This is a genomic window from Mesorhizobium sp. AA22 (genome assembly GCF_001672375.2).
In the GTDB taxonomy this organism is placed as follows: Bacteria; Pseudomonadota; Alphaproteobacteria; order Rhizobiales; family Rhizobiaceae; genus Mesorhizobium; species Mesorhizobium wenxiniae.
On the sequence record NZ_CP048406.1, the window covers coordinates 5,142,488 to 5,166,207 of the forward strand.

19 protein-coding genes are annotated in these 23,720 nt (G+C 61.7%); 6 read left to right on the plus strand and 13 right to left on the minus strand.

Going from position 1 to position 23,720, the window contains the following annotated elements; translation table 11 throughout:
* Nucleotides 1-208: 208 nt before the first annotated feature.
* From A9K68_RS31895 to A9K68_RS24695, 4 genes are all read right to left on the minus strand, one after another.
* Nucleotides 209-715: a hypothetical protein gene (locus tag A9K68_RS31895; RefSeq protein ID WP_156768291.1), complete on the minus strand. Its 507-nt coding sequence runs from the start codon at nucleotides 713-715 to the stop codon at nucleotides 209-211.
* Between the two features lie 256 nt (nucleotides 716-971).
* Nucleotides 972-1,757: an ABC transporter ATP-binding protein gene (locus A9K68_RS24685; protein WP_065007900.1), complete on the minus strand. Its 786-nt coding sequence runs from the start codon at nucleotides 1,755-1,757 to the stop codon at nucleotides 972-974.
* The gene (locus A9K68_RS24690) at nucleotides 1,751-2,818 is read right to left on the minus strand and encodes an iron ABC transporter permease (RefSeq protein WP_065007901.1); all 1,068 of its coding nucleotides are present in this window, start codon (nucleotides 2,816-2,818) and stop codon (nucleotides 1,751-1,753) included. Before A9K68_RS24690 ends, A9K68_RS24685 begins: the two co-directional genes overlap by 7 nt.
* Complete coding sequence (locus A9K68_RS24695; RefSeq protein ID WP_065007950.1) at nucleotides 2,808-3,890, minus strand: ABC transporter substrate-binding protein; 1,083 nt, start codon at nucleotides 3,888-3,890, stop codon at nucleotides 2,808-2,810. The genes A9K68_RS24690 and A9K68_RS24695 overlap by 11 nt, the downstream gene beginning before the upstream one ends.
* 163 nt (nucleotides 3,891-4,053) lie before the next feature.
* Between A9K68_RS24695 and A9K68_RS24700 the strand changes: the two genes are divergently transcribed.
* The gene (locus tag A9K68_RS24700) at nucleotides 4,054-4,842 is read left to right on the plus strand and encodes a class I SAM-dependent methyltransferase (protein WP_065007902.1); all 789 of its coding nucleotides are present in this window, start codon (nucleotides 4,054-4,056) and stop codon (nucleotides 4,840-4,842) included.
* A 94-nt stretch (nucleotides 4,843-4,936) separates the two neighbouring features.
* Here the strand turns inward: A9K68_RS24700 and A9K68_RS24705 are convergent, their stop codons facing one another.
* The 9 genes from A9K68_RS24705 to A9K68_RS24745 all read right to left on the minus strand — a co-directional run bounded on the left by A9K68_RS24705 (nucleotide 4,937) and on the right by A9K68_RS24745 (nucleotide 16,353).
* Complete coding sequence (locus A9K68_RS24705; RefSeq protein WP_082982339.1) at nucleotides 4,937-6,559, minus strand: GMC family oxidoreductase N-terminal domain-containing protein; 1,623 nt, start codon at nucleotides 6,557-6,559, stop codon at nucleotides 4,937-4,939.
* Nucleotides 6,556-8,070: an FGGY-family carbohydrate kinase gene (locus A9K68_RS24710; protein WP_065007904.1), complete on the minus strand. Its 1,515-nt coding sequence runs from the start codon at nucleotides 8,068-8,070 to the stop codon at nucleotides 6,556-6,558. Before A9K68_RS24710 ends, A9K68_RS24705 begins: the two co-directional genes overlap by 4 nt.
* A 25-nt stretch (nucleotides 8,071-8,095) precedes the next feature.
* Nucleotides 8,096-8,938 carry a class I fructose-bisphosphate aldolase gene (locus A9K68_RS24715; RefSeq protein WP_065007905.1) on the minus strand — a complete coding sequence of 281 codons (843 nt, stop codon included), beginning with the start codon at nucleotides 8,936-8,938 and terminating at the stop codon, nucleotides 8,096-8,098.
* Entirely contained in the window at nucleotides 8,911-10,647 is a 1,737-nt protein-coding gene (locus A9K68_RS24720) for a glycerol-3-phosphate dehydrogenase/oxidase (RefSeq protein WP_065007906.1), read from the minus strand. Before A9K68_RS24720 ends, A9K68_RS24715 begins: the two co-directional genes overlap by 28 nt.
* 18 nt (nucleotides 10,648-10,665) lie before the next feature.
* Complete coding sequence (locus A9K68_RS24725) at nucleotides 10,666-11,661, minus strand: aldo/keto reductase (RefSeq protein ID WP_065007907.1); 996 nt, start codon at nucleotides 11,659-11,661, stop codon at nucleotides 10,666-10,668.
* On the minus strand, nucleotides 11,658-12,638 hold the full coding sequence (locus tag A9K68_RS24730) for a sugar-binding transcriptional regulator (protein WP_065007908.1): 981 nt from the start codon (nucleotides 12,636-12,638) through the stop codon (nucleotides 11,658-11,660). Before A9K68_RS24730 ends, A9K68_RS24725 begins: the two co-directional genes overlap by 4 nt.
* 29 nt (nucleotides 12,639-12,667) lie before the next feature.
* Complete coding sequence (locus tag A9K68_RS24735; protein ID WP_065007909.1) at nucleotides 12,668-13,657, minus strand: ABC transporter permease; 990 nt, start codon at nucleotides 13,655-13,657, stop codon at nucleotides 12,668-12,670.
* A gap of 19 nt (nucleotides 13,658-13,676) precedes the next feature.
* Nucleotides 13,677-15,218, minus strand: coding sequence for a sugar ABC transporter ATP-binding protein (locus A9K68_RS24740; RefSeq protein WP_065007910.1), 1,542 nt, complete (start codon nucleotides 15,216-15,218; stop codon nucleotides 13,677-13,679).
* 103 nt (nucleotides 15,219-15,321) lie between these two features.
* Nucleotides 15,322-16,353: a substrate-binding domain-containing protein gene (locus A9K68_RS24745; RefSeq protein WP_065007951.1), complete on the minus strand. Its 1,032-nt coding sequence runs from the start codon at nucleotides 16,351-16,353 to the stop codon at nucleotides 15,322-15,324.
* Between the two features lie 433 nt (nucleotides 16,354-16,786).
* On the opposite strand from A9K68_RS24745, the gene A9K68_RS24750 reads away from it, so the two are divergent.
* From A9K68_RS24750 to A9K68_RS24770, 5 genes are read left to right on the plus strand one after another with little or no spacing between them, the layout of a single operon-like run.
* Complete coding sequence (locus tag A9K68_RS24750) at nucleotides 16,787-18,550, plus strand: IucA/IucC family protein (protein WP_065007911.1); 1,764 nt, start codon at nucleotides 16,787-16,789, stop codon at nucleotides 18,548-18,550.
* Complete coding sequence (locus A9K68_RS24755) at nucleotides 18,534-20,243, plus strand: IucA/IucC family protein (RefSeq protein WP_065007912.1); 1,710 nt, start codon at nucleotides 18,534-18,536, stop codon at nucleotides 20,241-20,243. Before A9K68_RS24750 ends, A9K68_RS24755 begins: the two co-directional genes overlap by 17 nt.
* A gap of 13 nt (nucleotides 20,244-20,256) precedes the next feature.
* A complete protein-coding gene (locus tag A9K68_RS24760; RefSeq protein ID WP_065007913.1) occupies nucleotides 20,257-21,528 on the plus strand; it encodes an AMP-binding protein in 1,272 nt (423 codons plus the stop codon).
* Nucleotides 21,528-22,871: a DUF6005 family protein gene (locus A9K68_RS24765; protein WP_065007914.1), complete on the plus strand. Its 1,344-nt coding sequence runs from the start codon at nucleotides 21,528-21,530 to the stop codon at nucleotides 22,869-22,871. The genes A9K68_RS24760 and A9K68_RS24765 overlap by 1 nt, the downstream gene beginning before the upstream one ends.
* Nucleotides 22,868-23,713, plus strand: coding sequence for a sugar phosphate isomerase/epimerase (locus A9K68_RS24770; RefSeq protein ID WP_065007915.1), 846 nt, complete (start codon nucleotides 22,868-22,870; stop codon nucleotides 23,711-23,713). The genes A9K68_RS24765 and A9K68_RS24770 overlap by 4 nt, the downstream gene beginning before the upstream one ends.
* Nucleotides 23,714-23,720: the final 7 nt, after the last annotated feature.

The following is a 23,720-nucleotide window of genomic DNA, read 5'->3' on the forward strand; positions in this document are numbered from 1 at the left end:
GCTGCCGTGCTCGTCAAAGTTGGGTTCACCCTCCTTGTCGAACTGGGGAGTATTGTCCACAGCCCTATCCGGGTCGTCGCCCATGCAGCCGATGCCCTGACAACCATTGTAGCCGCTGGTCACGGCCTGCAGGCCCCACCCCGGTAACAATAGGCTGCAATATGGAACAGTCGGCTGGCCCCTACATAGCCTTCAGACACGTCTTTGATCATTGCTTGAGGAACGCGCCCGTGTAAGTCTGGCCGGCAAGCCTAACGGTTCCGGCCAGGGTTCTGTCGGGCCGCATGACAAAACTGACGTCTGCGCCATTCGGTAGGCGCTCAAGCTTCAACGTACTCCCCACAATTCTTCCAGCGCCGGCGGCCTCTCCCGGATGGTTGTCGCCCAGGGTTCCCCACGCATAGGTAACCGTCACCTTCCCATTGGAAGAAATCGTCTGAACAGCAAGTATGGCGTCATACATCCCATCCAATCGTCCGGCCCATAGACCCGAAAAAACAGCATACTTTGTCGGAACGGCCTTGTCAGGCGGAGTGACCGCCACGGATTGATGCATAATTGCTGAGCCGGAGGGAACAGCCGCAGGATCCGAGGCAGTTTGGGCGGGAATGGTACCAAGTTCTAATGCAGGTTCGGGAGTGGGTTGCGGCGCTTCAGGAGCCGATTGGCACGCGGTTATGGCAAGCGCCGCGAAGCCAAGCATTGCGTTGCACATTCGGCGTGCCATCTTCTGGTGCCCCGGCCATCTCTAGATCTAGCGCAGGCTAACCTTATCGCGCGTTTTCACGACCTCTGTCTACCCAAGGTATCTCGTACAACAGCGGCTCGTCGAAGGACGTGCAGCGGTCGTGAGTGAACGCCTCCCTTCGTCGCCCAAGTAGCCGCCTGGGCGATGGCAAATGTTTTAATTCAAACATTTACGCAGAATTTTCGATCTATTTTCTAGGTTTTGGCTTTCGACCACAGATGCCTTAAGCTGCTATCGACGCAGCCGCTGCCGTCTCGTCCGCGACGCCATCCACCATCACATGACCGATGCCCCGCGAGCAGCGCTCGATCCGCGCCTCGACGCGGTACACGTCACGCAAAAGCGCCGGGGTGACAACATCTTCCGGCGTGCCGCAGGCGATCATCCGGCCGTCTGCAATGACGATGCATTTGTCAGCGAAGCGCAGGGCCTGATTGAGGTCGTGAATTGCGATCAGCACCGCAATCCCGTGCTTGCGCGCAAGCCCGCGCATAAAGCTCAGCACCTCGACCTGCCGGTGCAAGTCAAGCGCGGACGTCGGCTCGTCCATGAGCAGGATTTCAGGTTCGCGGGCGAGGGTCTGGGCGATGCTCACCACCTGCCTTTGCCCCCCGCTCAATTCTCCGACATTGCGAAAGGCAAGATCCGAGATGCTGAGCGCGGCCAGGATGCCGTCTATGAGTGCGAGGTCGCCATCGCTAACCGACCAGGCAGAGCCCTGCTTGCGGGCGAGCAGGATCGATTCATAGACGGTCAGCACCGCGTTGGCTGCCGTATCCTGCGGCATGTAGCAGATGCCGTCCGGTCCCTTCGCCGCTCCCTCGAGGCAGACGCGCCCCGGGCCTTTCAAGAGCCCTGCGATGCGCTTGAACAGCGTTGACTTGCCCGCTGCGTTTGGCCCGATAACGGCGACTACCTCGCCACCTCGGAAAATGGGAGTTGAAACGTCCGAAAGGACGAGCCGCGTCCCGTGGAAGGCTCCGAGACCATCGAGCCTGATCGTTACCATGAGCGCCTCACATTCGAGAGGATCAGCGAGATGAAGAAGGGAATGCCGATAAGCGAGGTGACGATGCCGATCGGGAAGATCGTGCCTGGAATGAGCGACTTGCTGGCAACCGAACTTGCCGAAAGGATGAGGGCGCCAGCAAGCGCTGAAGCGGGCAGGAAGAAGCGTTGATCTTCCCCGATCAGCATGCGGGCGATGTGCGGACCGACGAGCCCGATGAAGCCGATGGTGCCGACGAAGGCGACGGGAATGGCAGCAAGCAGGCTCACCATCATCATGGTTTCGAGCCTCAGGCGTGCGACCTTGACGCCAAAGCTCGCGGCCTTGTCTTCGCCTAGCCGCAACGCCGTCAGCGCCCAGGCGCGGCGCGCGAATATCGGCAGCGTTGCGATAAGGATGAGGCTGGTGATGATGAGCTTGGGCCAGGTGGCCTTGGTGAGGCTTCCCATCGTCCAGAACACGACCGCGGCGAGCGCCTGCTCCGAGGAAAGATACGCGACGAGCGACAGCAGCGCATTGAAGGTGAATACGAGCGCGATGCCGAGAAGCACGATGGTTTCGACCGTCACGCCGCGCTTGAGACTCAGCAGGTGGATGACGAGCGCGGTCAGCATCGCCACCACGAAGGCGTTGAGCGGCACGACATATTCGATCGCGGCGGGGATGAGCGCGACGCCGAAGGCGAGCGCGAGCGCGGCGCCGAAGCTGGCCGCCGCCGAAATGCCGAGCGTGAAGGGGCTGGCGAGCGGATTATTGAGGATGGTCTGCATCTGTGCACCGGCGACCGACAGTGCTGCGCCAACGACCACGGCCATCAGCGCGATGGGAAGCCGAATTTCCCACAGTACGACGCGCACCTGAAGGGGCACGCTGGCGGGAGAAACGAGCGCGAGCACCACCTGGTCGAGGCTGTAGCTGGCAGGGCCGAGCGCAAGATCGACGCAAAGACTCAGGAGCAGCGCCAGGGCGAGCCCTGCGAGCATGAGCTGCTTGCGCAGAACAAGTGCGCGGTAGAGGCTGCGCCCTTCCTTGGCCGATAGTGTAGCGGGTTCACTGCTCATCGGAGAGCGAGACCCAATGGCCAGGCCTGTATTCGACCGGCAGGAACTTCTCGTGCAGCTCCTTGAAGGTGGCCTCAGCATCCAGATCGCCGAACAGGTCGGGATGCAGCCACTTGGCCATCTGCTGGATTGCGACGAACTGATAGGGGCTGTTGTAGAACTGGTGCCAGATGGCGTGGATTTGCCCGTTCTCCACCGCCTTGATGCCGGTGAGGGCAGGCCGCTCCGTCAGGCCCTTGAGTTTCTTCAGTGCTGCCGCTTCGTCCGCGCCGGGACCGACGCCGACCCATTTGCCACCCGGCACATAGGCCTCCCAGTTACCGCCCGTAACAATCACCTGGTCGGGATCGCTCGCGATGATCTGTTCGGGATTGAGCGCCCCAAAAGTACCCGGGATCAGATCCGCCGCGATATTCCGGCCGCCGGCCATCTCGACGAACTTGCCGTAATTGTCGTTGCCGAAGCTCATGCAGCAGTCATCGGAATAGCCCCCGGCGCGTTCGACGAAGACCGTTGGGCGCTTTGGATCCTTCTCTGCGATCACCTCGGTGACGCGCGCGATCTGCGCGGCGCGGTAGGCGATGAACTCCTCGGCCCGCTTTTCCTGGCCAAAGAGCTTGCCGATGAGGCGCATGCTCGGCTCGGTGTTGGTGAAGGGATGCTCGCGGAAATCGACATAGACCACCGGAATGCCAACGGCGGCGAGCTTTTCGATATATTGCGCGTCCTCCGTTGCCTGCTTGGACTCGATGTTCATGATCATCACGTCCGGCTGAAGCGCGATGGCCTGCTCGATGTCGAAGGTGCCGTCCTTGAAACCGCCGAAGGTCGGGATCGTGGCCATCGAGGGGAATTTTTCCAGATAGACGGCGTAATTGTCGGGATCGGCCTGGGAGAAATCCTCGCGCCAGCCAACGATTCGCTTGAAGGGGTTGTCGGTATCGAGCGCGGCGATCAGGTAGATTTGCCGGCCTTCGCCGAGGATGACCTTCTCGACCGGCGTCTTCACTTCGACCTTACGGCCACTAATGTCGGTGACGGTCTCGGCGCGCGCGCCGAGGGTAAGCGGCATGAAGGCCGCGAGGGCGACCGCGGCCGCAAATATCGACTTCAAAATCATTGTGCTCTCGCAATTCAGTTTTACCCACCCCGCTTAGAAAACGTGAATTGTCTAATCAAGTATTATCTTTTAGAGCAATTCCAATGTACCGCTTTTGGGGAGAGCGTTTCGGGCAATGACGGCTCACGCAAACTATTCGCTGCGCGACGAAATTCGGGACTATTGGTCCGATCGCGCCGAGACGTTCGACCTGCAGGTCGGCCACGAGATTTTTTCCGAGCGCGAGCGCGCTGCCTGGCATGCGCTCATAAGCAGGCACCTTGGGCCTGGCGCCGGGCGGGCGGCTCTGGATCTTGCCTGTGGGACAGGCGTCATTTCGCATCTGATGCACGATCTAGCCTTTGTGGTGACAGGCCTCGACTGGTCGGAAGCCATGCTTGCCAAGGCGCGCGCCAAGGCACAAAAACGCGGTGCCGATATCCGCTTCATCCTGGGGGATGCTGAACGGACGCTCGAGGACAGGGGGAGCTACGATGTGATCGTCACCCGTCACCTGGTCTGGACGTTGGTGGATCCGAAGACGGCCTTTGCCGAATGGTTCTCGCTGCTGAAGCCCGGCGGCAAGCTGCTGATCATCGACGGCGATTTCGTCAGCCGCAACTGGGCGATGGGTTTGCGGGAACTTTGGGAGAAGCTCACGGCCGGCAAGTCCCGGGTCTCGGACAATGACGGCGCCTCCATGGCCAGACGCCATCAGAGCATTCTTGCTCGTATCTATTTCTCGGGCGGCGCACGGGCGGAAGAGATAGCGCGCTTGCTGGCCGAAGCCGGGTTGGAGCAGCCTGTCGTCGACTGGAAACTGGGCGCGATCCATCGCGCTCAGTCTCGACAGATGAGTTGGCCCAAGGCGCTCGAACGCGTCACTCAACATCGCTTCGCGATCTGCGCGACAAAGCCGCAGTAGACTCCTCGGCGCTGCCGGCGTTGGGATGGCGCGGGCGGCGGCACGACTGCGAATAGCTGCCGATCTGCGGTCAGCTCAGATGCGCCACCGAGTATTATTTCTTCTGACTGGCGTCCTGCAAGATCATTTCCGATGCCTTCTCCGCGATCATCACCGCTGGAGAGTTGGTGTTGCCGGAAACGATCGTCGGCATAATCGAAGCGTCGACGACGCGCAGGCCAGAAATGCCGTGCACCCGCAGCCGGCCGTCGACCACCGCCATCGAGCCTGTGCCCATCTTGCAGGTGCCGACCGGGTGGAAAATCGTAGTGCCGATATCGCCGGCCTTGCGGACGAGATCTTCGTCGCTTTCATATTGTGCACCGGGCAGCATTTCCTCAGGCGCGAAACGGGCAACGGCGCGCGCCTTCATCAAGCGGCGGACATGGCGAAGCGAGGCTACGGCGACGGTCCTGTCTCCCTCGGTAGACAAATAGTTCGGCCGGATCTTCGGGGCACTCGGCGGATCGGGTGCCTCTATGTGGACGGTGCCGCGGCTTTCCGGTCTGAGGTTGCAGACCGAAACCGTGACCGCGGGGAAGCGATGCAGCGGCTCGCCCAGCCGGTCGGTGCTCAACGGCTGGACATGGTATTCGAGATCGGGCGTTTCCAGGCGTGGGTGGCTTCTGGCGAAGATGCCAAGCTGGCTGGGCGCCATCGACAGCGGTCCGGTGCGACGAATAGCGTATTCGACGCCCATGGCCGCGCGGCTGAACAGATTGTGGTAGCGCTGGTTCAGCGTCGAGGCATTGGCGACCTTGAAGACTGTGCGGATCTGCAGATGATCCTGCAGGTTCTCGCCGACGCCTTCCAGCGCGTGGCGAACCGGGATTCCTGCTGCGCCAAGCACGGCAGGTCGGCCGACGCCGGAAAGCTCGAGCAGCTTCGGGGAATTGATCGCGCCAGCGGCAAGTATCGTTTCGCCTGCCCGCGCACGATGCAGTTGACCGCCCATTCGGAAAATAACACCAGTGACGCAAGCTCCATCGAAATTTAGCTTCTCGGTCTCGGCGCCGGTCACGACGCGCAAATTCGGCCGCCGCAGCACGCTGCGCAGGAACGCTTTCGAGGTATTCCAGCGCACGCCCTTCCGCTGGTTGACCTCGAAATACCCCGACCCCTCGTTGGTCCCGCCATTGAAATCCTCCGTCCGGGGGATGCCGAGTTCCTCGGCAGCATCGCGGAACGCATCCAGGATTGGCCAGGACAGGCGCTGGCGCTCGACGCGCCATTCGCCACCGGCGCCATGAAGGTCGTTGGCGCCGCCAAAATGGTCCTCGGACTTGCGGAAATACGGAAGCACGTCATCCCAGCCCCAGCCAAGATTTCCGGCTTGCCGCCAGCCGTCATAGTCGGCCGCCTGGCCTCGCATGTAGATCATGCCGTTGATCGACGAGCAGCCGCCCAGAAGCTTGCCGCGCGGATAGGTGAGCGCACGACCGTTCAGGCCGGCTTCCGGCTCGGTCTTCATCAGCCAATCCGTGCGCGGGTTGCCCATGCAGTAGAGATAGCCGATGGGAATGTCGACCCAGTGATAGCGGTCGCTGCCGCCGGCCTCCAGAAGCAGCACGCGCATGGCTGGATTGGCCGACAGTCTGTTGGCCAGCACGCAGCCGGCTGAACCTGCGCCAACGATGATGAAGTCGTATTGTCCAAAATCGGCAGCGGTCTGTGTCAATCGGACATCCGTTCGCTTGCCATCCTGTCCCATAGCGGACCCATGGCCTGGTTGATTTCGCCATACAGGCGATAGCGCTGCTCATAGACCGGTGCGATCTCGCTATTGGGCTGGTAGCAGCGGTCGGGCGCGGTCATCGCGGCCGCGCCTGAAGAGAAGTCGGCAAACAGGCCGACGCCTGTCCCGGCTGCAATTGCAGCTCCCAGCGCACCAGTCTCGCGGCTGCGCGCTACCGTCACCGGGACGTCCAGCACATCGGCGAATATCTGCGGCCAAATGGCGCTGCGCGAGCCGCCGCCCGAAAGAACCGCCTGGCTGACGGTCGCTCCCGCTCGGCGCAGCGTCTCGACATGGCGCCGGTGTTCGAAGACGACCCCCTCGAACAGTGCGCGCAGCATATGCGCCCGCGTATGCCAGCCGGCGATGCCGTAGAAACCTGCACGCGCCTTGCCATTCTGCTGCGAGCCGTAAAGGAATGGGTGGTAGATCGGCATGTCTCCCGCGGGACCGACGGAAGCAACGAGCTCGCTGCAGATCTCGAATGGCGATGCGCCAGCCGGCGGCGCATGCTCGAAGAACTCACGGACGATCCATTCGAGATTTGCGGCCGAAGTGGCGCTCGATTCGATGGCAAGGTAGCGCAGCGGATCGAACGTCGACAGCATGAAGATCGACGGATCGCGGATCGGCTCCTGGGTGATAACTTGGTTGATGCTCCAGGTGCCGGCAATGATCGAGGCGGCGCCGGTGCTGGTGACGCCCGAACCGATGGCGCTGGCGACGACGTCGAACAGGCCGGCCACCACAGGCGTGCCCGCAAGAAGGCCGGTGGCAGCGGCGACATCGCGCGTGACATGGCCCGCGATGTCGGAGGCTTCCAGCACGTCCGGCAGCAATTCCATGCAATCGTCGAGACCATAGGCTGCCAGCAACTCAGCCGCGTAGCGTCGGCCAGGCATGTGCAAAAGCCCGCAGCCCGACATGTCCGAAGTGTCGGTCGAGCGTGCGCCGGTGAGGCGGTTGACGATAAAATCCTTGCACAGGAAGACGGTGCCTATCTTGGCAAAAAGTGCCGGATCATGGCGCTTGAGCCACGCCAGCAGAGTCGGCGTCTGCGCCGCCCAGGGCCGTTGCAGGCAGTGGACATAGGTCCGGTCGCCAACGCCTGCGGCCGCCCACTCGCTGACGATGCCGACGCCGCGCGTGTCGAGCGACTGGATGCCGAGCAGCGGGTCGCCGCCGCGGCCCAGCGCGTAGAGCCCGTTGCCGTGGCCGGCGCAGCCGATCACCGCAATATCGCCAGCGTCGATGCCCGATTGGTCGAGGCATTGGCGGATGACCTCGACGGCGTTGCGCCACAATTCGCCGAGGTCCCGCTCGACATGGCCAGGCTTTGGCATGCAGGAGCGGCCGTCGCGAGTGGCTAGCGCCAGTTCGCGACCTGCGGTGTCGAAGATGATGGCCTTGATGACGGTATTGCCCGCATCAAGACCAAGAATGTATCGCTGCATTGAAGCTCCTCCCAAGCTGCAAAGATTATTCTTGTTGGTAGAGCTCCCAGGCCGCCGCACCGTCGGCATTCTCATGGATGATCGCCATCAATCCTCTCACGACGGCGCGAGGGTTGGAATGCTGGTATATGTTGCGGCCATAGACCATGCCTGCCGCGCCCTGCGCCATCAGCGCCGCCGACTTGTCGAAGACGGCGCGCAAATCCTCCCTGCCCCCACCGCGTACCAGCACAGGACAGCGGGCCGCCGCCACGACCCGGTGGAAGTCGTTCGGATCGGTGGTCGGGTCCGCCTTGATGATGTCGGCGCCCATCTCGCCTGCGAGCCGGGTCAGGGTGACGATCTTTTCTGGGTCGCCGTCGACCATGTAGCCCCCGCGCTCCGAGTTGGGCAGCATTGCCAGCGGCTCGATCATCAGCGGCAGGCCATATCTTTCGCAGTCGGCGCGAACGCGGGCAATGTTGTGGACGCATTGCCGGAACAGGTCCGGTTCATCGGGCAGCATGAATAGATTGACGACCACGCAGGCGGCGTCCATCTCCAGCGCGCCGATCAGTGGCTCGGCTTCGTTCTGCAGGATGGCCCACATCGAGCGATGGCGGGTTTTGTTATATGGATTGCCCATGTCTATGCGCATGACCAATGCCGGCTTGTCCTTGCCAGGCAAGGACTGCAGCAGATCGGCCTGGCCATAATTCATCTGAATGGCGTCCGGTCCCGCGGCAACCAGCTGGGCGACGACGCCGGCCATATCCTCGAGCCCTTCCAGAAACGACGGCTCGTTGCACACGCCATGGTCGATTGCGACGTCGAGACAGCGCGCTCCCCCGAACAACCGGTTCATGCGGACTTTCTTGTTGATGCGCATTCGGCGCTCCTTCCTTGGTCTTTTTGGGATAGCTGGTCGAGATCGACGCCGTGCCGGTGTTGCAACAGGGCAAGGAAATCGGTGCGCTCGAATGCCTTGCGCGCGGCGTCCCAGTTCTTTTCGACAGCGAGAATATCGAGAACCGCATCGAGAAGGTCGGCCGAGAGAGCACCGGTGATGGCGATTGTCGTGCGGCGAAGCAGCAGGTCCTCCAGCTGCTCGACATATTCGTTGGCGATGAGATATCGAATCTCCCGGGCCGAGTAGTCGCTGCCGGGCAAGAGCTCGTCATGTCCCGCTGCCATATAGGCGGCGAAGGCATCCGCCGCGGTTCCGTAGCGCTCGAAGAGGCTGCGCATGCGGTCAAGCGACAGGCCGTGCGTCGCCGCGCGTTCTGCGCACCATTTTGCAGGGGCAGTGGGAAAATCCCGGCCGCCGCCGATCGGCATGTTTTCGGTGCCGACGACGCGCTGACGGTGCAATCGCTCGAGCACGATATCTGCTGCCAGTTCGCCGAACGATCGGAAGGTGGTCCATTTCCCGCCGATCATGCAGAGCGTCGGCGGCAGTATACCGGCGCCCTCAACCAATTCGCAGAAATGATCGCGGGGAATGCGCCCGGTAAAACTGTCTTGGGTTATCGGCAGCGGCCTCACCCCGGTGAAATGAAAGACGATGTCGGAATCAGTGATCTCGATCCCGGGAAACACGAATGACAGGGACTGCAGGATGTATTGCCGCTCGTCATCCACGCAGCGCGCCTGGTCGGGATCGTCGACACGGATGTCCGTCGAGCCGACCAGCACGTTGCCGAGATAGGGGAACAGGATGCAGATCCGGCCGTCCTCGTTCTCGTAATAGATCATGTGACCGTCGAGCGCGTCATGAAGTTCGCGATTGTCGACGATCAGATGCGAACCTTTGGTGCCGCCTATAAGCTTCGGCGCAACGGCTCCGATCGCCGAATTGGTCAGGTCGATCCAGCCGCCTGTGGCATTGACCACAAGCCGCGGCTTCACGGCTACCGTTTCGCCGGAAAGTCGGTCATTAAGCACCAGGGTCGCGTCATCGAGCGATATTCGTGCATAGTTGAGCGCTCGAGCGGACGGCTTTTGCTTCATGGTGTCGCGCAGCATCTCGGTCCCCAACCGCTCGGGGTGGCTGACCCAGGCATCATAGTATGTCGCCGAATTGCGAATAGCAGGATTGATTGCAGGCCAGACCTTGAGTGTTTCGGCTCGGCTCCTGAATTTATGCGTCGGGACGATACGCCGTGCGGCGGTGAAGAAATCATACATCGCCAGGCCGGTCTTGATGACCAAAGCGCCGCGCCGGCCCGGACGACGGGTTAGCCCAAGGAAACGAAATGCGCCATTTGCGATGCCTGAGAACAGGTCGAAGATAGGCACCGTGGTTGGCAGTGGCGCAACGTAGTGCGGCGCGTTCTTCAACAGCCGATCGCGTTCGAGCAGAGATTCGCGGACCAGCTTGAACTCGCCGTTTTCAAGATAGCGCAAGCCGCCATGAACCATGCGCGAAAGGGCCGCGCTGGCGCCGGAACAATAATCGCCCTGTTCCGCGAGCAGCACATCAACGCCCTGCAAAGCGAGTTCGCGAAACACGCTGATGCCGTTAATGCCGCCGCCTATGACGAGCACGTCGACATCGGGGTTCTCGCGCAAGCCGGCGATCGTCTGGATGCGATTCATGTCAAGATGCGCTTTCGATCACGCATCTATCGCCACGAGATTCACGGCCACCGCCGCATCGACGGCCGCCAGTTCCGCAGCGCTCAGCGAAATCTCCCCTGCCCTGGCGTTGTCGCGCGCCTGCGCCGCGCTTCGCGCTCCACACAACGCGAAGGTGATGCCGGGCTGGGCTAGCGTCCAGGCGATCACGATCTGCGCCATGCTTGCCTGGTGGACCTCCGCGACCGGGGCCAGGGCATGTTTCAAAGCGGCTACCTTGCGCCGGTTGGCCTGAGAGAAGCGCGGATTGCTTTTGCGCTGGTCGTCGCCGCTGAACTCACGCGCCGGATCGATCGCGCCCGAAAGCAGGCCGAGCGCAAGCGACGAGTAACTGAGCGCAGCAACTTGATGCTGGCGCGCGATCGGCAGCAATGTCTGCTCAATCTCGCGATCCAGCATCGAATACCTTTCCTGGATCGCGTCGAGCTGGCCAGCTCCTACATACTGCCGCAACTCGGCGGTGTTGAGATTGCTTGCGCCGATGGCGCGGATCTTGCCAGCTGATTTGAGGCGTTCGAGCGCTTCCATTGTCTCGGCAATGGGGGTCGTCGGGTCCTGCCAATGGGTGATGTAGAGATCGATATAATCGGTGCCGAGCCGCCTCAGGCTCTGCTCCACTTCATGAGCGATGCCATCGGCGCCCAGATATCGGTTCACCGGCTTTCCGTCCTGATCGAAGAAGTGATTGCCCTTTTTCGAATGCCAGTTCAGGCCACATTTGGTGGCGATGACGGCGCGGTCGCGCCGGCCCTTGATGGCCTTGCCGACGATCTCCTCGCTGCGGCCGAGACCGTAAGCCGGCGCGGTGTCGATCAACGAGACGCCGGCATCGATGGACGCCTGGATTGCAGCGATCGATTCAGCTTCATCCGTGCCACCCCACATCCAGCCGCCGATAGCCCAGGTTCCGAGCCCTACTGCCGACGTGACAACGCCGGACTTGCCGACGCGACGGGTGATTTGTCGAGAATTCATGCTGCATTTCCTTCAGCGAGCTCGAGGATCTTCAAGCCGGTGGTTTCGTCGGTGACGAGGGTATCGAGGTGAGAGCCGCGCATGGCACTGAGGATCGGGACCACCTTGCTTGCGCCGCTTGCGACCCCGATCGACTGCGGAATGGTCGCGAATTCCTCGAGCGTCAGCGAAACGAGTGAGTGGTTGAGGCGGTAGTCCGCGAGCTTGCCGCTGCCGTCTATGAGATGGGCGAGCAGCTCGCCCGCCGCGCCCGAGCGCTCGATGGCCAGCCGGTCGGCGCTTGAGGACGGGTGCAGATCGTAGTAGCTCGAATCGTCGGTCAGGATGGAGCCGATGCCGACGACCGCAAGCGTTGCTTCGCGCGCCTTGTTGAAGACATCCGAAACGGCCCGGACGCCCATCAGCATGTCACGTTGGGCCGGGCTGTCGGCAAACAGCGGCGCGTGAATCTGATAAGCGCGGCCGCCGAGTCTGTCGGCCATCAGAGACGCGACATGATTGACGTCGGTGTAATGCTTGCCCTGGACCAGGCCGGTCGCGGGAACAACCTCGACGTCGTAGCTGCGGCTCGGCTTGAGGCCAGCGACGACGGCACTCACCCCTTTGCCCCCGGTAATGGAAATCGTGTCGCCGTCCTTGATCGTCTCGAGCACCAGCCTGGCCGCGGCCTCGCCGACGCGCTGGAGCGCAGTCTGCGGATTGTCCGAAACGGAAGGGACGACGACGGCCCTTTGGAGTCCACCTATCGCGACCAGTCGCGCCTCGATGTCGACCAGTTGCTCGACCGGCGACTTGATCTTGATCTCGACAAGCCCGAGTTGATGACCGCGCTTGATCAGCCGGTTGACGGTCGCATGCGAGATGCCGAGCTCCTTGGCGATTTCAGCTTGCGTCTTGGCTTCCATGTAATGAAGCACAAGCGCCTGATACATCTGGCGGACGATCGTGATGTCGTCCCGCGAATTGGTTGGTGACATGATTGGATGCTCAACTCTCGCGCTGCTGCTCAGGATTTCCTGCGATGCAGGAAGTGGTCGATCGATACTGCCGCGAGCAGGATGCATCCCTTGATCATGTCCTGCCAATAGACGGAGACGTCGAGCAGGATCAGCGAACTTGTGACGACCGAGAGCAGCGCCATGCCCAGTATGGCGCCGAAAATGGTGCCCGAGCCGCCATTGAGCGATGCCCCGCCAATCACCGCCGCGGCGATGATGTTGAGCTCCATGCCAGCGCCGAAGGTCGGGGTCGCAGCGCCAAAGCGCGACATGTAGATGACGCCGGCAAAGCCCGCCAGGGTCGAGCAGAGAACCGTGACCCAGAATTTAACCTGCTTGGTCTTGATGCCCGAAAATTGGGCCGCCTTCTCGTTGCTGGCGGTATAGAAGACCTTGCGGAAGGCGGTGGCACGCCGAAGCAGGAAATCGAAGATGGCTACGACCACAACAAAGATGACAATGACATAAGGCACATTGCCGAAGCTGCCCTGGCCGATCGCTTTGAACCCCGGGGGCAGGGTGAACAACGACAGCGGGGTTCCCTTGGTGATGACAAGGCAAAGACCGCGCACGATCACCATCGCTGCCAGCGATGTGATGAAGTGATTGAGTCCGATGACGGTCACGAAGAAGCCCATCGCCGCGCCGATCAGCGCGCTGGCGCCTATCCCGATTAGGCTCGCGGTCCACGGGTCCAGACCCATCAGGAAGAGAGCGCCTGACACGACCATGGAGAAGCAGACCACCGACCCGACGGACAGGTCGATGCCGCCGACAATGAGAAGTATCGTCATGCCGACCACGACGATGCCTTCGATGGAGAAGCTCATCAGCATGGCGCGGATATTTCCCCAAGTCAGGAAATGCGGCGAAGCGAATGTCATGGCGATGCACAGCGCCAGCATGATTGCGATCAGCCCCGCCTCGCGCATTGACCCAAGACGCAACCAGTTGCGCCCGCCAAGCCCGGGGGCGCTCGCCTTGAATTCAGCGTCCATGAGGGTTCCTCCGGTCTGTCTAAGCGACATTCTGAACCTGCCTTGCATTTGATCGTTGCTGCCGGAGACCCGAAGCCAGCAGCATGATTGCCTCTTCGGTCAATTCGTCCGCGCCCAGTTCGCCGGCGATGGCACCTTCGTGTATGACAAGCACACGGTCGCTGAGCCCGATTAATTCCGGAAGCTCGGATGAAATCACGATGACGCCGACGCCCCGCTCGGCGAGATCGCGAAGCAGGCGATGAATTTCCACTTTCGCGCCGACATCGACCCCGCGTGTGGGCTCGTCCAGAATGACCACTTTGGGGCCAACCGACAGAAGCCTGGCGATGGCGACCTTCTGCTGATTGCCACCGCTAAGCGTCGACACCTGTGCCTCGATGCCGCCCATGCGTACACCGTGGCCCTCGACCAGATCGGTGGCTTGCTTTGCCTCGGCGCGGCGATCGAGCAGCCCAAGCGGTGTGGTCAGTTTCCGAAGGTCCAGCGCGGAGATGTTAGATGCAACCGACAGGTCCAGGAACAGGCCCGACGCCTTGCGGTCCTCTGAGAGGTAGACCAGGCCTGCGCGCACGGCATCGCTATAGGTCCTGATGCTGACCGGCTCGCCATTGAGTTCGACCGATCCCGACACCTTCGGGCGCAAGCCGCAAACGGTCTGGACCATCTCGCTGCGGCCCGCGCCAATCAACCCGCCGATGCCAAGAATTTCGCCCGCACGAAGCGCGAAGCTGACGCCGTCGGAACCCTCTCGATAGGAGAGATTCCCGACCGACAGCACAGGGCGGTCGGTACGCCGTTCAGGCGAGAGCTTTTGCGGATAGAGCTGCGTGATTTCGCGCCCGACCATCTTGCGCACGACATCATCGGGAGTGACCGAAGCGATAGAATCGGTCGCGACATATCTGCCGTCGCGAAACACCGTGACGCGGTCGCACAGGCTGAAGATCTCGGCCATGCGGTGGCTGATGTAGATAATTGAAATTCCGCGCGCCTTGAGATCGCGGACGATTGCGAAAAGGCGCTGCGCCTCGGTTTCGGTCAGTGCGGCCGTCGGCTCGTCGAGCATCAGCACCCGGCATTCGAGCGTCAGCGCCTTGGCGATTTCTACAAGTTGCTGGTTGGAAATCGAAAGGTCGGCGACCGGCGTCTCGACCGGGATCGGCGCCAGCAGGTCCATTATCTTCTGCGCATCAGTGTAGAGCCGGCGAAAATTCATCAGGGGCGCGCGCCGATTGTTGATGGCCGCCATGAGGATATTCTCGGCGACCGTGGCGTCCTGGCAGAGCGCGATTTCCTGATGGACGAGGCCGATGCCAAGCCGCTGCGCGGCGGATGGCGATGCGATGGTCACGTCCTTGCCTTCGAGACGAATGGCGCCTTCGTCGGGTTGCACAATGCCGGCGATGATATTCATCAGCGTGGACTTGCCCGCGCCATTCTCGCCGCACAGCGCGTGAATTTCGCCCCGCTGCAGCGTGAAATCGACCCCGGTCAGCGCTTTGATGGCGCCGAAAGATTTCGATATGTCGCGGATTTCAAGAATGGCGGCGGCAGTCACTCCGTCCCCCTGTAGCGTTGATGTTGACGGTTGGGTCGACGGGGCGCGAGCGCGCCCCGTCGCGGATCGAGCATCTTCGAAGAGCCCCGAAGACGGTGAGCCCTTATTCCTCGATGCCCTTGGTGCCGCGCCGCTTGAGGTAGGCATCCCAATAGAAATCGTCGGCATTTTCCGCAGTGACGATGGAAAAGCCGTTGTCGACGAAAGGCACGCCCATGCCATTGAATCCGGACCGCCGGGCGTCGTTCATCGGGTCGATCAGCTCAGGATGCTTGGCCAGCCACAGCAGGATGAACCCCATATAGCCCTGCATGCCCTGGTTCGGGTTGACTGAGCCAAAGATTTCGCCGGCCTTGATCATATCGAGGATCTTGGCGTTGACGTCGGCCAGCATAACTCGGATCTTGCCGCCGCCTTCCTTCGCGGCCTGAGCGGCGCCGATTGCCGAGTTGGCTTCCGGCATGAACACCGCGCCCAGTTCGGGATGCGCCTGCGCGAGGCTGAGCACGGCCTGATAGGCCTTCGTCGCATCCTGGTTCGACGCCGCGCGGCCGACAAGCTTCATATCCGGCCATTTGGCTTCCATGCGGGCGATGAAGGCGGCGATGCGCTTGTCGTGATTATCCTGTCCGGGGTTTTCGAGGACCGCGTATTCGCCCTTGCCGTCCATCGCCTTGGCGACTGCATCGGCGGCATAGGTGCCTTCGGCGACGTTGTCGGAGGTGATGTAGGATACTCGTTTGGAGTTGGGCGAATCTGCGGCGAATGTGACTACGGCCGTTCCCTGGTCTATCGCCCGATTGATTGGCTCGATGAATGGATCGGAGTTCATCGGATGCACCAGGATGCCAGCCGGCTTCTGAGCCAGCGCCTGGTCGAATGTCGCTATCTGCTTGTTCACGTCGTATTCTGGCGTTCCGGTGTACTCGGTCTCGCAACCGAACTGCTGTCCGGCCTGCTTGAACATCTCATAGACCGGGAACCAATATTCGACGCCGGAAACCATGACGTTCATGACGTATTTTTCACCCGGCTCGCATTTGAACGGGTTAGCGGCCTGGGCCGCGGCGTGGCTTGCCCCCAACACAGTGGTGGCTGCTGCCGAAATGGCGAGCATGCTCAAAAATTTGCGCAAGAGTCCTCCCTCGGCCGAAGCCTGGTCAATGGGCGGTCGGACATTTACGTGCCGCCGCTTGTGGTTGATGAGGCCGAACCTCCTCCCGAGGCCCAGCAGCTGATCATTCGCAGGAGTTGGCTCAAGTGTCAATAAAATTCACATGCAGAAATATATTTCACAGACTGGCTGGTAATGACGAGCGCCGACGGGGCGCCGGTGTTGGTGAACGAACGAGCCGAGATCGGACTTTCCAGATGAGCCCGGTGGTATTGCCCAGATGACCGCCTTCGGAGGTTGATCCGCGCACCTGACTAGGATAACATGAGAATCGTAGTTTAGTTTTAGCCGCGGCCGCAGCAAGGCTGGCCCTTCACGCGCGGCGCCATCAAAACCTTTGAAACTCAGCACAGGACGCCTGCGCGGCGTCTGTGTGACATGGCGTCCGCAACGAATGATCGACAAGAATCAGATTGCAGCTGAACAGGCAACGTTTCGAGCCTTCGCAAACAGCTATCTGCGTGAGTTGAATTCCGGGAACCCGGTGTTCCACCGGATTGGAGAACGGAACTTCGATTGCGTGGAGATTTCCCTGCCATCGCGGCACGTAGTCCTGCGTCTCGAAATCAAATCCCGATCGCTTTGCGGAATGCACCTCTTTGGACAGATCTGGATGCGCCAGGATGCCGGTCCAAACTGGCACGAGATAGAGCCGATGCTGGCCGTGCATCTGCTTGTGCTGGGAGCCAGAGAAGCCGGATCGGCAACGCACCGACAGGCCGATGTGGAGCTTCTTGAGCGGATTTTTCAGAGCTGTCAGGCGACAAAACGTTACCTCGACGCCGCCGATCGGGCGCCGCCACTGGTCGGCTTTATAGCCGCGGAACAATCCCTGTATTTCGGACATCCGCTGCATCCGACGCCCAAGAGCCTGCAAGGCATGTCGAACTGGCAGCAGGATGTTTATGCCCCCGAATTGCGCGGCGGTTTCCGGCTGACCTATTTCGCTGCCGCTGCCCACCTTGTCCGCGAGGATTCCGCCGGCATCGCGGTGGCCTCGATCGTCGGGTCATTACTGGGGAATGACGCCGGCAACGTTGCCGCCAGCAGCGGCGAAATGCTCCTGCCCATGCATCCGCTGCAGGCGGAAGCATTGATGCTCGACCCGGCGGTGCGCGCGCTCATGGATTCAGGGCAGATCCGGTATCTCGGTCCGGCAGGGCCGGTGTTCACGGCGACTTCCTCGGTACGCACGGTTTACAGCGACGACGCCGCCTGGATGCCGAAATTTTCGCTGCCCGTCCGCATCACCAATTCCAAGCGCGTTAACAGGCGGCATGAGCTGGAGGCCGGCGTTGCGATGGCGCGCCTGTTCGAATGCGCCGGGATCGACACGTTCGAGCCGCGCCTGGGCTTTCTCCATGACAGCGCCTACGTGACGCTGGATATTTCCGGACAGGCCGAGAGCGGTTTCGAAGTCATCTTCCGCGAAAACCGGTTCCGCGCCGACGATGGCGTGATAACCGTTTCGGCACTGACGGCCGAACCGCGTCCCGGGCACAGCTCGTTGTTCGAAAACGTCGTCCGGCGCGTCGCGCGTGATCATGATATCTCTGCGCGGCAGGCGTGCCGTCGCTGGTTCGAATGCTATCTCGACTGTGCGCTCGACCCGCTGGTCAGACTCTACGACCGGTTCGGCGTCGCGCTGGAAGCGCATCAGCAGAACAGCTTGCTGGACCTTTCGCAGCAGGGGCTGCCCAGCCGATACCTTTATCGCGACAGCCAGGGATTCTACCTCTCGAACAGCTTCAGGACCCGGTGGTATGGCCTGGTGCCGGAGGTTGTCCAAATCCGCAGCCTCTTCTTCGATGACCGTGAGATTCGCGAGCGGCTCTCCTACTACCTCATCGTCAACCAGATCTTCTCGGTCATCGCGCGCGCCGGACATGACGGCTTGGTACGCGAGGCCGAATTGCTCGGCATCCTGCGAGTGCGGCTCAAAAAGCTGGCGGGAGAGCTCACTGGCGCAGGCCGGGAATTCGCGTCCAGCCTGCTGGACAAGCCGAACATCACCGCAAAGGCCAATCTGGCAATCCGGCTGCAGGATGTCGATGAGCTGGCCGAGGGCGGCAGCGCCATCTACACGCATTTTCCCAATCCACTGAGCCGTGTCGGGCTTTTTATGGCCGCGGAGCAGACACATGCCATTGCCTCTTGATCTCCACGGCATCCCCGAGCTGCGTGTCATGCGCCAGCTCGCGGAAGCCCTGGTCTATGAGGGCCTGGTCGATTGCGCGGTGTCGCGAGGCGGCGGGAAAGTTCGTTTCGAATGGCGCTGCGACGGCGTCTCGATACACTGCGAGGGATCGATCGGCGCCTTCGGCCGGGTCAGGATCGCCCCCGAAACGATCGTGCGGGGCTGCGGCGGCCCATTGCGGCCGGCGACGCTCGGCGATCTCCTTGCGAGTATAAACACCTGCCCCGATCGGCGTGCGCAACTTACATCCGAACTGGATCGGACGCTGGATTTCAGCGCCTGGAACAAAAGCAACCTCCGGCGCAGACCGCGCCGCGATCTCCCATTTGCGCAACTCGACAGCGCGATCGATGAGGGCCATCCCTATCATCCGTGTTTCAAGGCGCGCACCGGCTTCGATTACGCCGACCATGCGGCGTACGGCCCGGAAGCAGGCAACGCCTTCCAACTGGCCTGGCTGGCGGTCGCGCCCGAACGTCTGCAATCGGCGTTTCCCACGGACGAGCAGGCTTTCTGGATGCACGAACTCGGCGCCGAAACGTACGCGCTGCTGGACGAGCGCCGTGCCCCACTCGGCGACAATGCAAGGCGGTTCGGCCTGATGCCGCTGCACCCTTGGCAATGGAAAGCGTTGCAGAGCTCGGAACTGTCGCGCTGGCTGGCGGAGGGCTCCGCCGGATTCCTCGGCGAGGCCGGTGATCGCTACACCGCCAGCCAATCCGTGCGGACGCTTTTCAATCGTGATCACCCGCGACGCGCTAATCTCAAACTGCCGATGAATCTCGTCAACTCGTCGGCCAAGCGCATCATCGAACCGCATTCGGTGGGCAGCGCGCCGGCGATCAGCCGCTGGCTGAAGGACATCGTCGCCGGCGATTCGCTGTTTGAGGCGCGCTATCCGCTCACGATCCTCGGCGAATATGCCGGCGCGATCGCAGATCGGGACGGACCGCTCGCAGGACAGATCGCCGCGATTTGGCGAGAGGACGTTACGAGCAGCCTTAAGTCCGGCGAAACCGCGGTGCCTCTCAACGCGCTGATGGCCTTGGAGAGTGACGGCCGGCCGTTCGTCGCGAACTGGATCGAGCAGTACGGGCTGGACGTCTGGCTCGACAGGCTTGTGGATACGGTGGTGATGCCGGTGTTTCACCTGCTCGTCGGCCATGGCATCGCGACGGAAGCGCATGGCCAGAACCTGATACTGATCCACCGGGACGGCTGGCCAGTGAGGCTGGCAATGCGCGACTTCCACGACAGCGTCGAATATGTGCCGGGCTTCCTGCGCGATCCCGATGCTGCACCCGACTTCCTCGCCTTGAACCCCGCCTATCGCGACGCCGCGCCCAACCAGTACTATTGGATGGAGAGCGCCGAGCTGCTCGGCGAGCTCTGCATGGACGCCCTGTTCGTCTACAACCTCGCCGAGATCTCGCATCTGTTGCGGCACTGTTACGGGCTCGACGAAGACAGCTTCTGGTCGGATGTCGGCAGGCGATTGCGGGACCATAGCCGGCACTTCGGACTGACACACCGGCAAGCCGCACTTGGCCTTTTCAAGCCACGCATCCGCACGGAATCGCTGCTGCGGCGGAAGCTCTCGCCACCGGGCAACGAATGCGCCCACGAAATCCCAAACAGCCTTGCAGTCGCGTAAGGGAACAGAAAACATGATCACAATCAACGACACGGTCTTTGATCAGGCCTATTTCCGCCATGCGGCGGACCGCATGGCGGCTGAGGCGCAACTCGACAAGCGCGCAGGCGACCGTTTTGCAGTCTGTTTCTCCGAGGCGCAGGATTGGCTGGCGTTCTTCTTTGCCGCGCGCGCGGCCGGTGCCAGCGTGCTGCCGCTGCATCCCTCGACACCATATGCCGCAGCGCGCCGGCAGGCGGAGACGGCGAAGTGCAATTGGCTTTTCTACAACCGGCTGGAAGGTGAGCCGATCTGCGAGGAGCGCGCGAGCGAAGCTGGACAGCTGTTGCAGATGAGCTCCGGCACCACCGGCGAGCCGAAATGCATTGCGCGCGCCTGGAGCGACATCGACGACGAGATCGAGAGCTACACCTCGGCGTTTGTCGAGCCACAGGACATGACCCCGTTGATCGCGGGACCAACCACCCATTCCTATGGCTTGATCTGCGGCCTACTGGTGGCGCTGAAGCGCGGCCACTCGCCGGCCATACTGGACACCGGGAACCCCAAATTCCTGCTGCGCAAGCTGCGCGAAACCGAGCGCCCCTACCTGATCTCGTCGCCGGCCATCTTGCATACGCTCGCCAGGCTTTTGCCGAGCGGCGAGCAGATCCACGCAACGATGACATCCGGTACCCTCTTACCCGAACCCTGGTTCAGGCAGATCAGGGCCAAATCCAGGCACATGTTCCAGCAGTACGGCTGCTCGGAGGCCGGCTGCATCGCGATCAACCCGGATGTTCAAGCGGCTAATGAAGTCGGTCATGTGCTGCCGCGCTTCTCGTTGCGTGACGCCGGCACCGCCGGCGAGCCCAAGGAAATTGCCGTCGCGTGCAAGGGCGTGGCGGTCGAGACGCGCGACCTCGGCTATCGCCGCGACGACGGCATGCTGGTCTTCCTGTCGCGCCTCGACGACCTGATCAACGTCTCGGGCCTCAACGTCTATCCGAAGGAAGTCGAGGACGTCGTCTTGACGTTCGGCGGCATTGGCGACGCCGTCGTGTTCCGCAAACAGGATGCATTCGCGGGCGAGCGCGTCGCGCTTCTGTTCAGTGCGGAACGTGCGGTCGACCGGACGCAGCTTCGGCAATGGTGCGCCGAGCGGCTTGCAGCTCACCAGGTGCCAACTGAAATCCTTCAGGTGGAGCAGATCCCGCGCCAAGCGAACGGGAAGATCAGCAGGCGCGACGTGGCCGCGCGCTACGGTGCGGGCGAATTCGGGCCGGTACGGACGGAGGCAGCCTGATGACCTATGGTCAAATACTCGACGCAATCGGAACTATCCTGCGCGACAAGCTCGGCAACCAGCATATGGATGCCTTCGCGCCGCAAGCCAGGCTGAACGAGGATCTGTATCTCGACTCCGTGCTTGTCCTCGAAACCATGCTGGCTCTTGAACTCGACCACGGCGTCGCGTTGCCCGAGGCGGTGATCAGTGGCCAGGATCTGGCCACGGTAGACGACCTGGCGCGGTTGTTCGCCAAGGCGTCGGAACCAAGTGGAACACTGGTGAAGCTCGCAAAAGAGCTTGTTCTCGCTCGCGCCGAAAGAGAAGCGGCCGAGCGGATCGGCGTGCATGGCGAGGACTTCGTTGACATCAAGGTCCATTGCTTCGTCAGCAATGTCTGTCACGCGGTGAAGCAAAAGCAGCTTGACCATCGACCCTTCTTCTTCGGCGTCTGGGATGCGGGTTTCGCGGTCGATAAAAGCTGGCGGCTGGCGTATCACGCGTCTGAAATCAACCACGACTTCTTCCGCGATTGGTTCGAGCGCCTGTATGGCGCCAAGGTTCGCCAATGGTATCGGCCGGGCGCTACGAAGGAAGAGAACCTGGCGACGATGCTGAAGTTTCTGGAGCGCAAAAAGGAGAGCGAGTACCTGATGGTGATGCTCGATCTCTTCCACCTGCCTGAACGCGAGAACAAGTTCAACCAGAATCCGTTCCCGCACTATTTGATGCTCGAACACACCGAGGATCCGGCGGTTTGGATGGTCCTCGACCCGGATTTCCGCTGGGAAGGCAGGATCGAGAAACAGAAAGTCATCGAAGCAATCATGCAGCCGACCGTTGCCGGCGGCTTCATCTTCGACGCTGCCGACATCAGGAAACCGTCCGCCGTCGATCTTCGCGACTATTTCCTTGCCTGTTTTCATGAGGACGACAATCGTTTGACACGTGCCACGCGCGAGGTCGTCCGGGCGCATTTGGAAGGCCGCGACGGCCTGAAATTGGCCGAGTTGTCGACGGCGCTGCGCGAGTTGCCAGTTATCTCGATCCGCAAATACGCGCTGGAGCACGGCTTTGCCTTTTTCTGGCGATCGCTGCAGCTTTCCAACGCCGAGTTCGACACGATCTGCGACGACATCGAATCCTTGATCCAGGAATTCAAGGCGCTTCACTACGCCATCATGAAGCTCAGCCAGATAGGCGACGAAGCGTTGGCGGCACGGATATTCGAGAAACTCGATGTTCTGGACGCGATGGAGCGCTCGCTGAAGCGCCGTCTCGCCCACACCTATCGGTTGTGGTGCGACACCCGCGGCCTCCTGCACGCGCCACGCCACGATGTGGAGGACGCCGTCGCATGAGACTGTCGCTCTGCACGATCACGTTCCGCCATCACCTGCTGTCGCTGGAGGAAATCGCGCGATGGGCGGCGGCGAGCGATTTCCAGGGGGTAGAGCTGTGGGGCGCACACGCGCGCAACTTGCAGCATATGACCGACCGCAACGCCGACTGGATGGCGGCATTCGGCCTTTCCGTGCCGATGCTCAGCGACTATCTGCCTCTCGATGAGGATCTGACGTCACTGCGTCATGCCACGTCGAATCTCTGCCGTCTGGCCGGCCGCTGGGGCGCCGGCAAGGTGCGAACATTCGCCGGCAAGTCGGCAAGCCGGGACACCTCGCCCGAAGCGCGCTGGCGACTATCGGCGCGGCTCAAGGATGCCTGCATGATGGCGCAGGACCAGGGCTGCCAGATCCTGGTGGAGACACATCCAGGAACGGTTGCTGATACGCTGGCGTCGACGCAGCGCCTGCTCGAGGAGGTCGATCATCCCGCGCTGGGGATCAATTTCGACACTTTGCACGTCTGGGAAGGTGGCGCCGATCCGGTCGCTGCGCATCGCGCGCTGTTGCCGCACATCCGGCACTATCATCTGAAAAATGTACGCTCGCGTGCAGACCTCGCCGTGTTCGAGCCGGCAAATGTCTATGCCGCGGCCGGAAAGCGGACGGGCATGACCGCGCTTTTCGATGGTGCGGTGGACTATCTGCAATTCCTGGATGAGGTGTTCGAGCGCGAGGAGGTAGATGCCTCGCTGGAATGGTTCGGCGGCGACTGTTTCAACATTCTGGCCAATGACGCACGCAACATGCATCTCCTCAAGGCCGATCGCGACGCACCGATCCGCGCCAGCGTCGCTTGAGCATCCA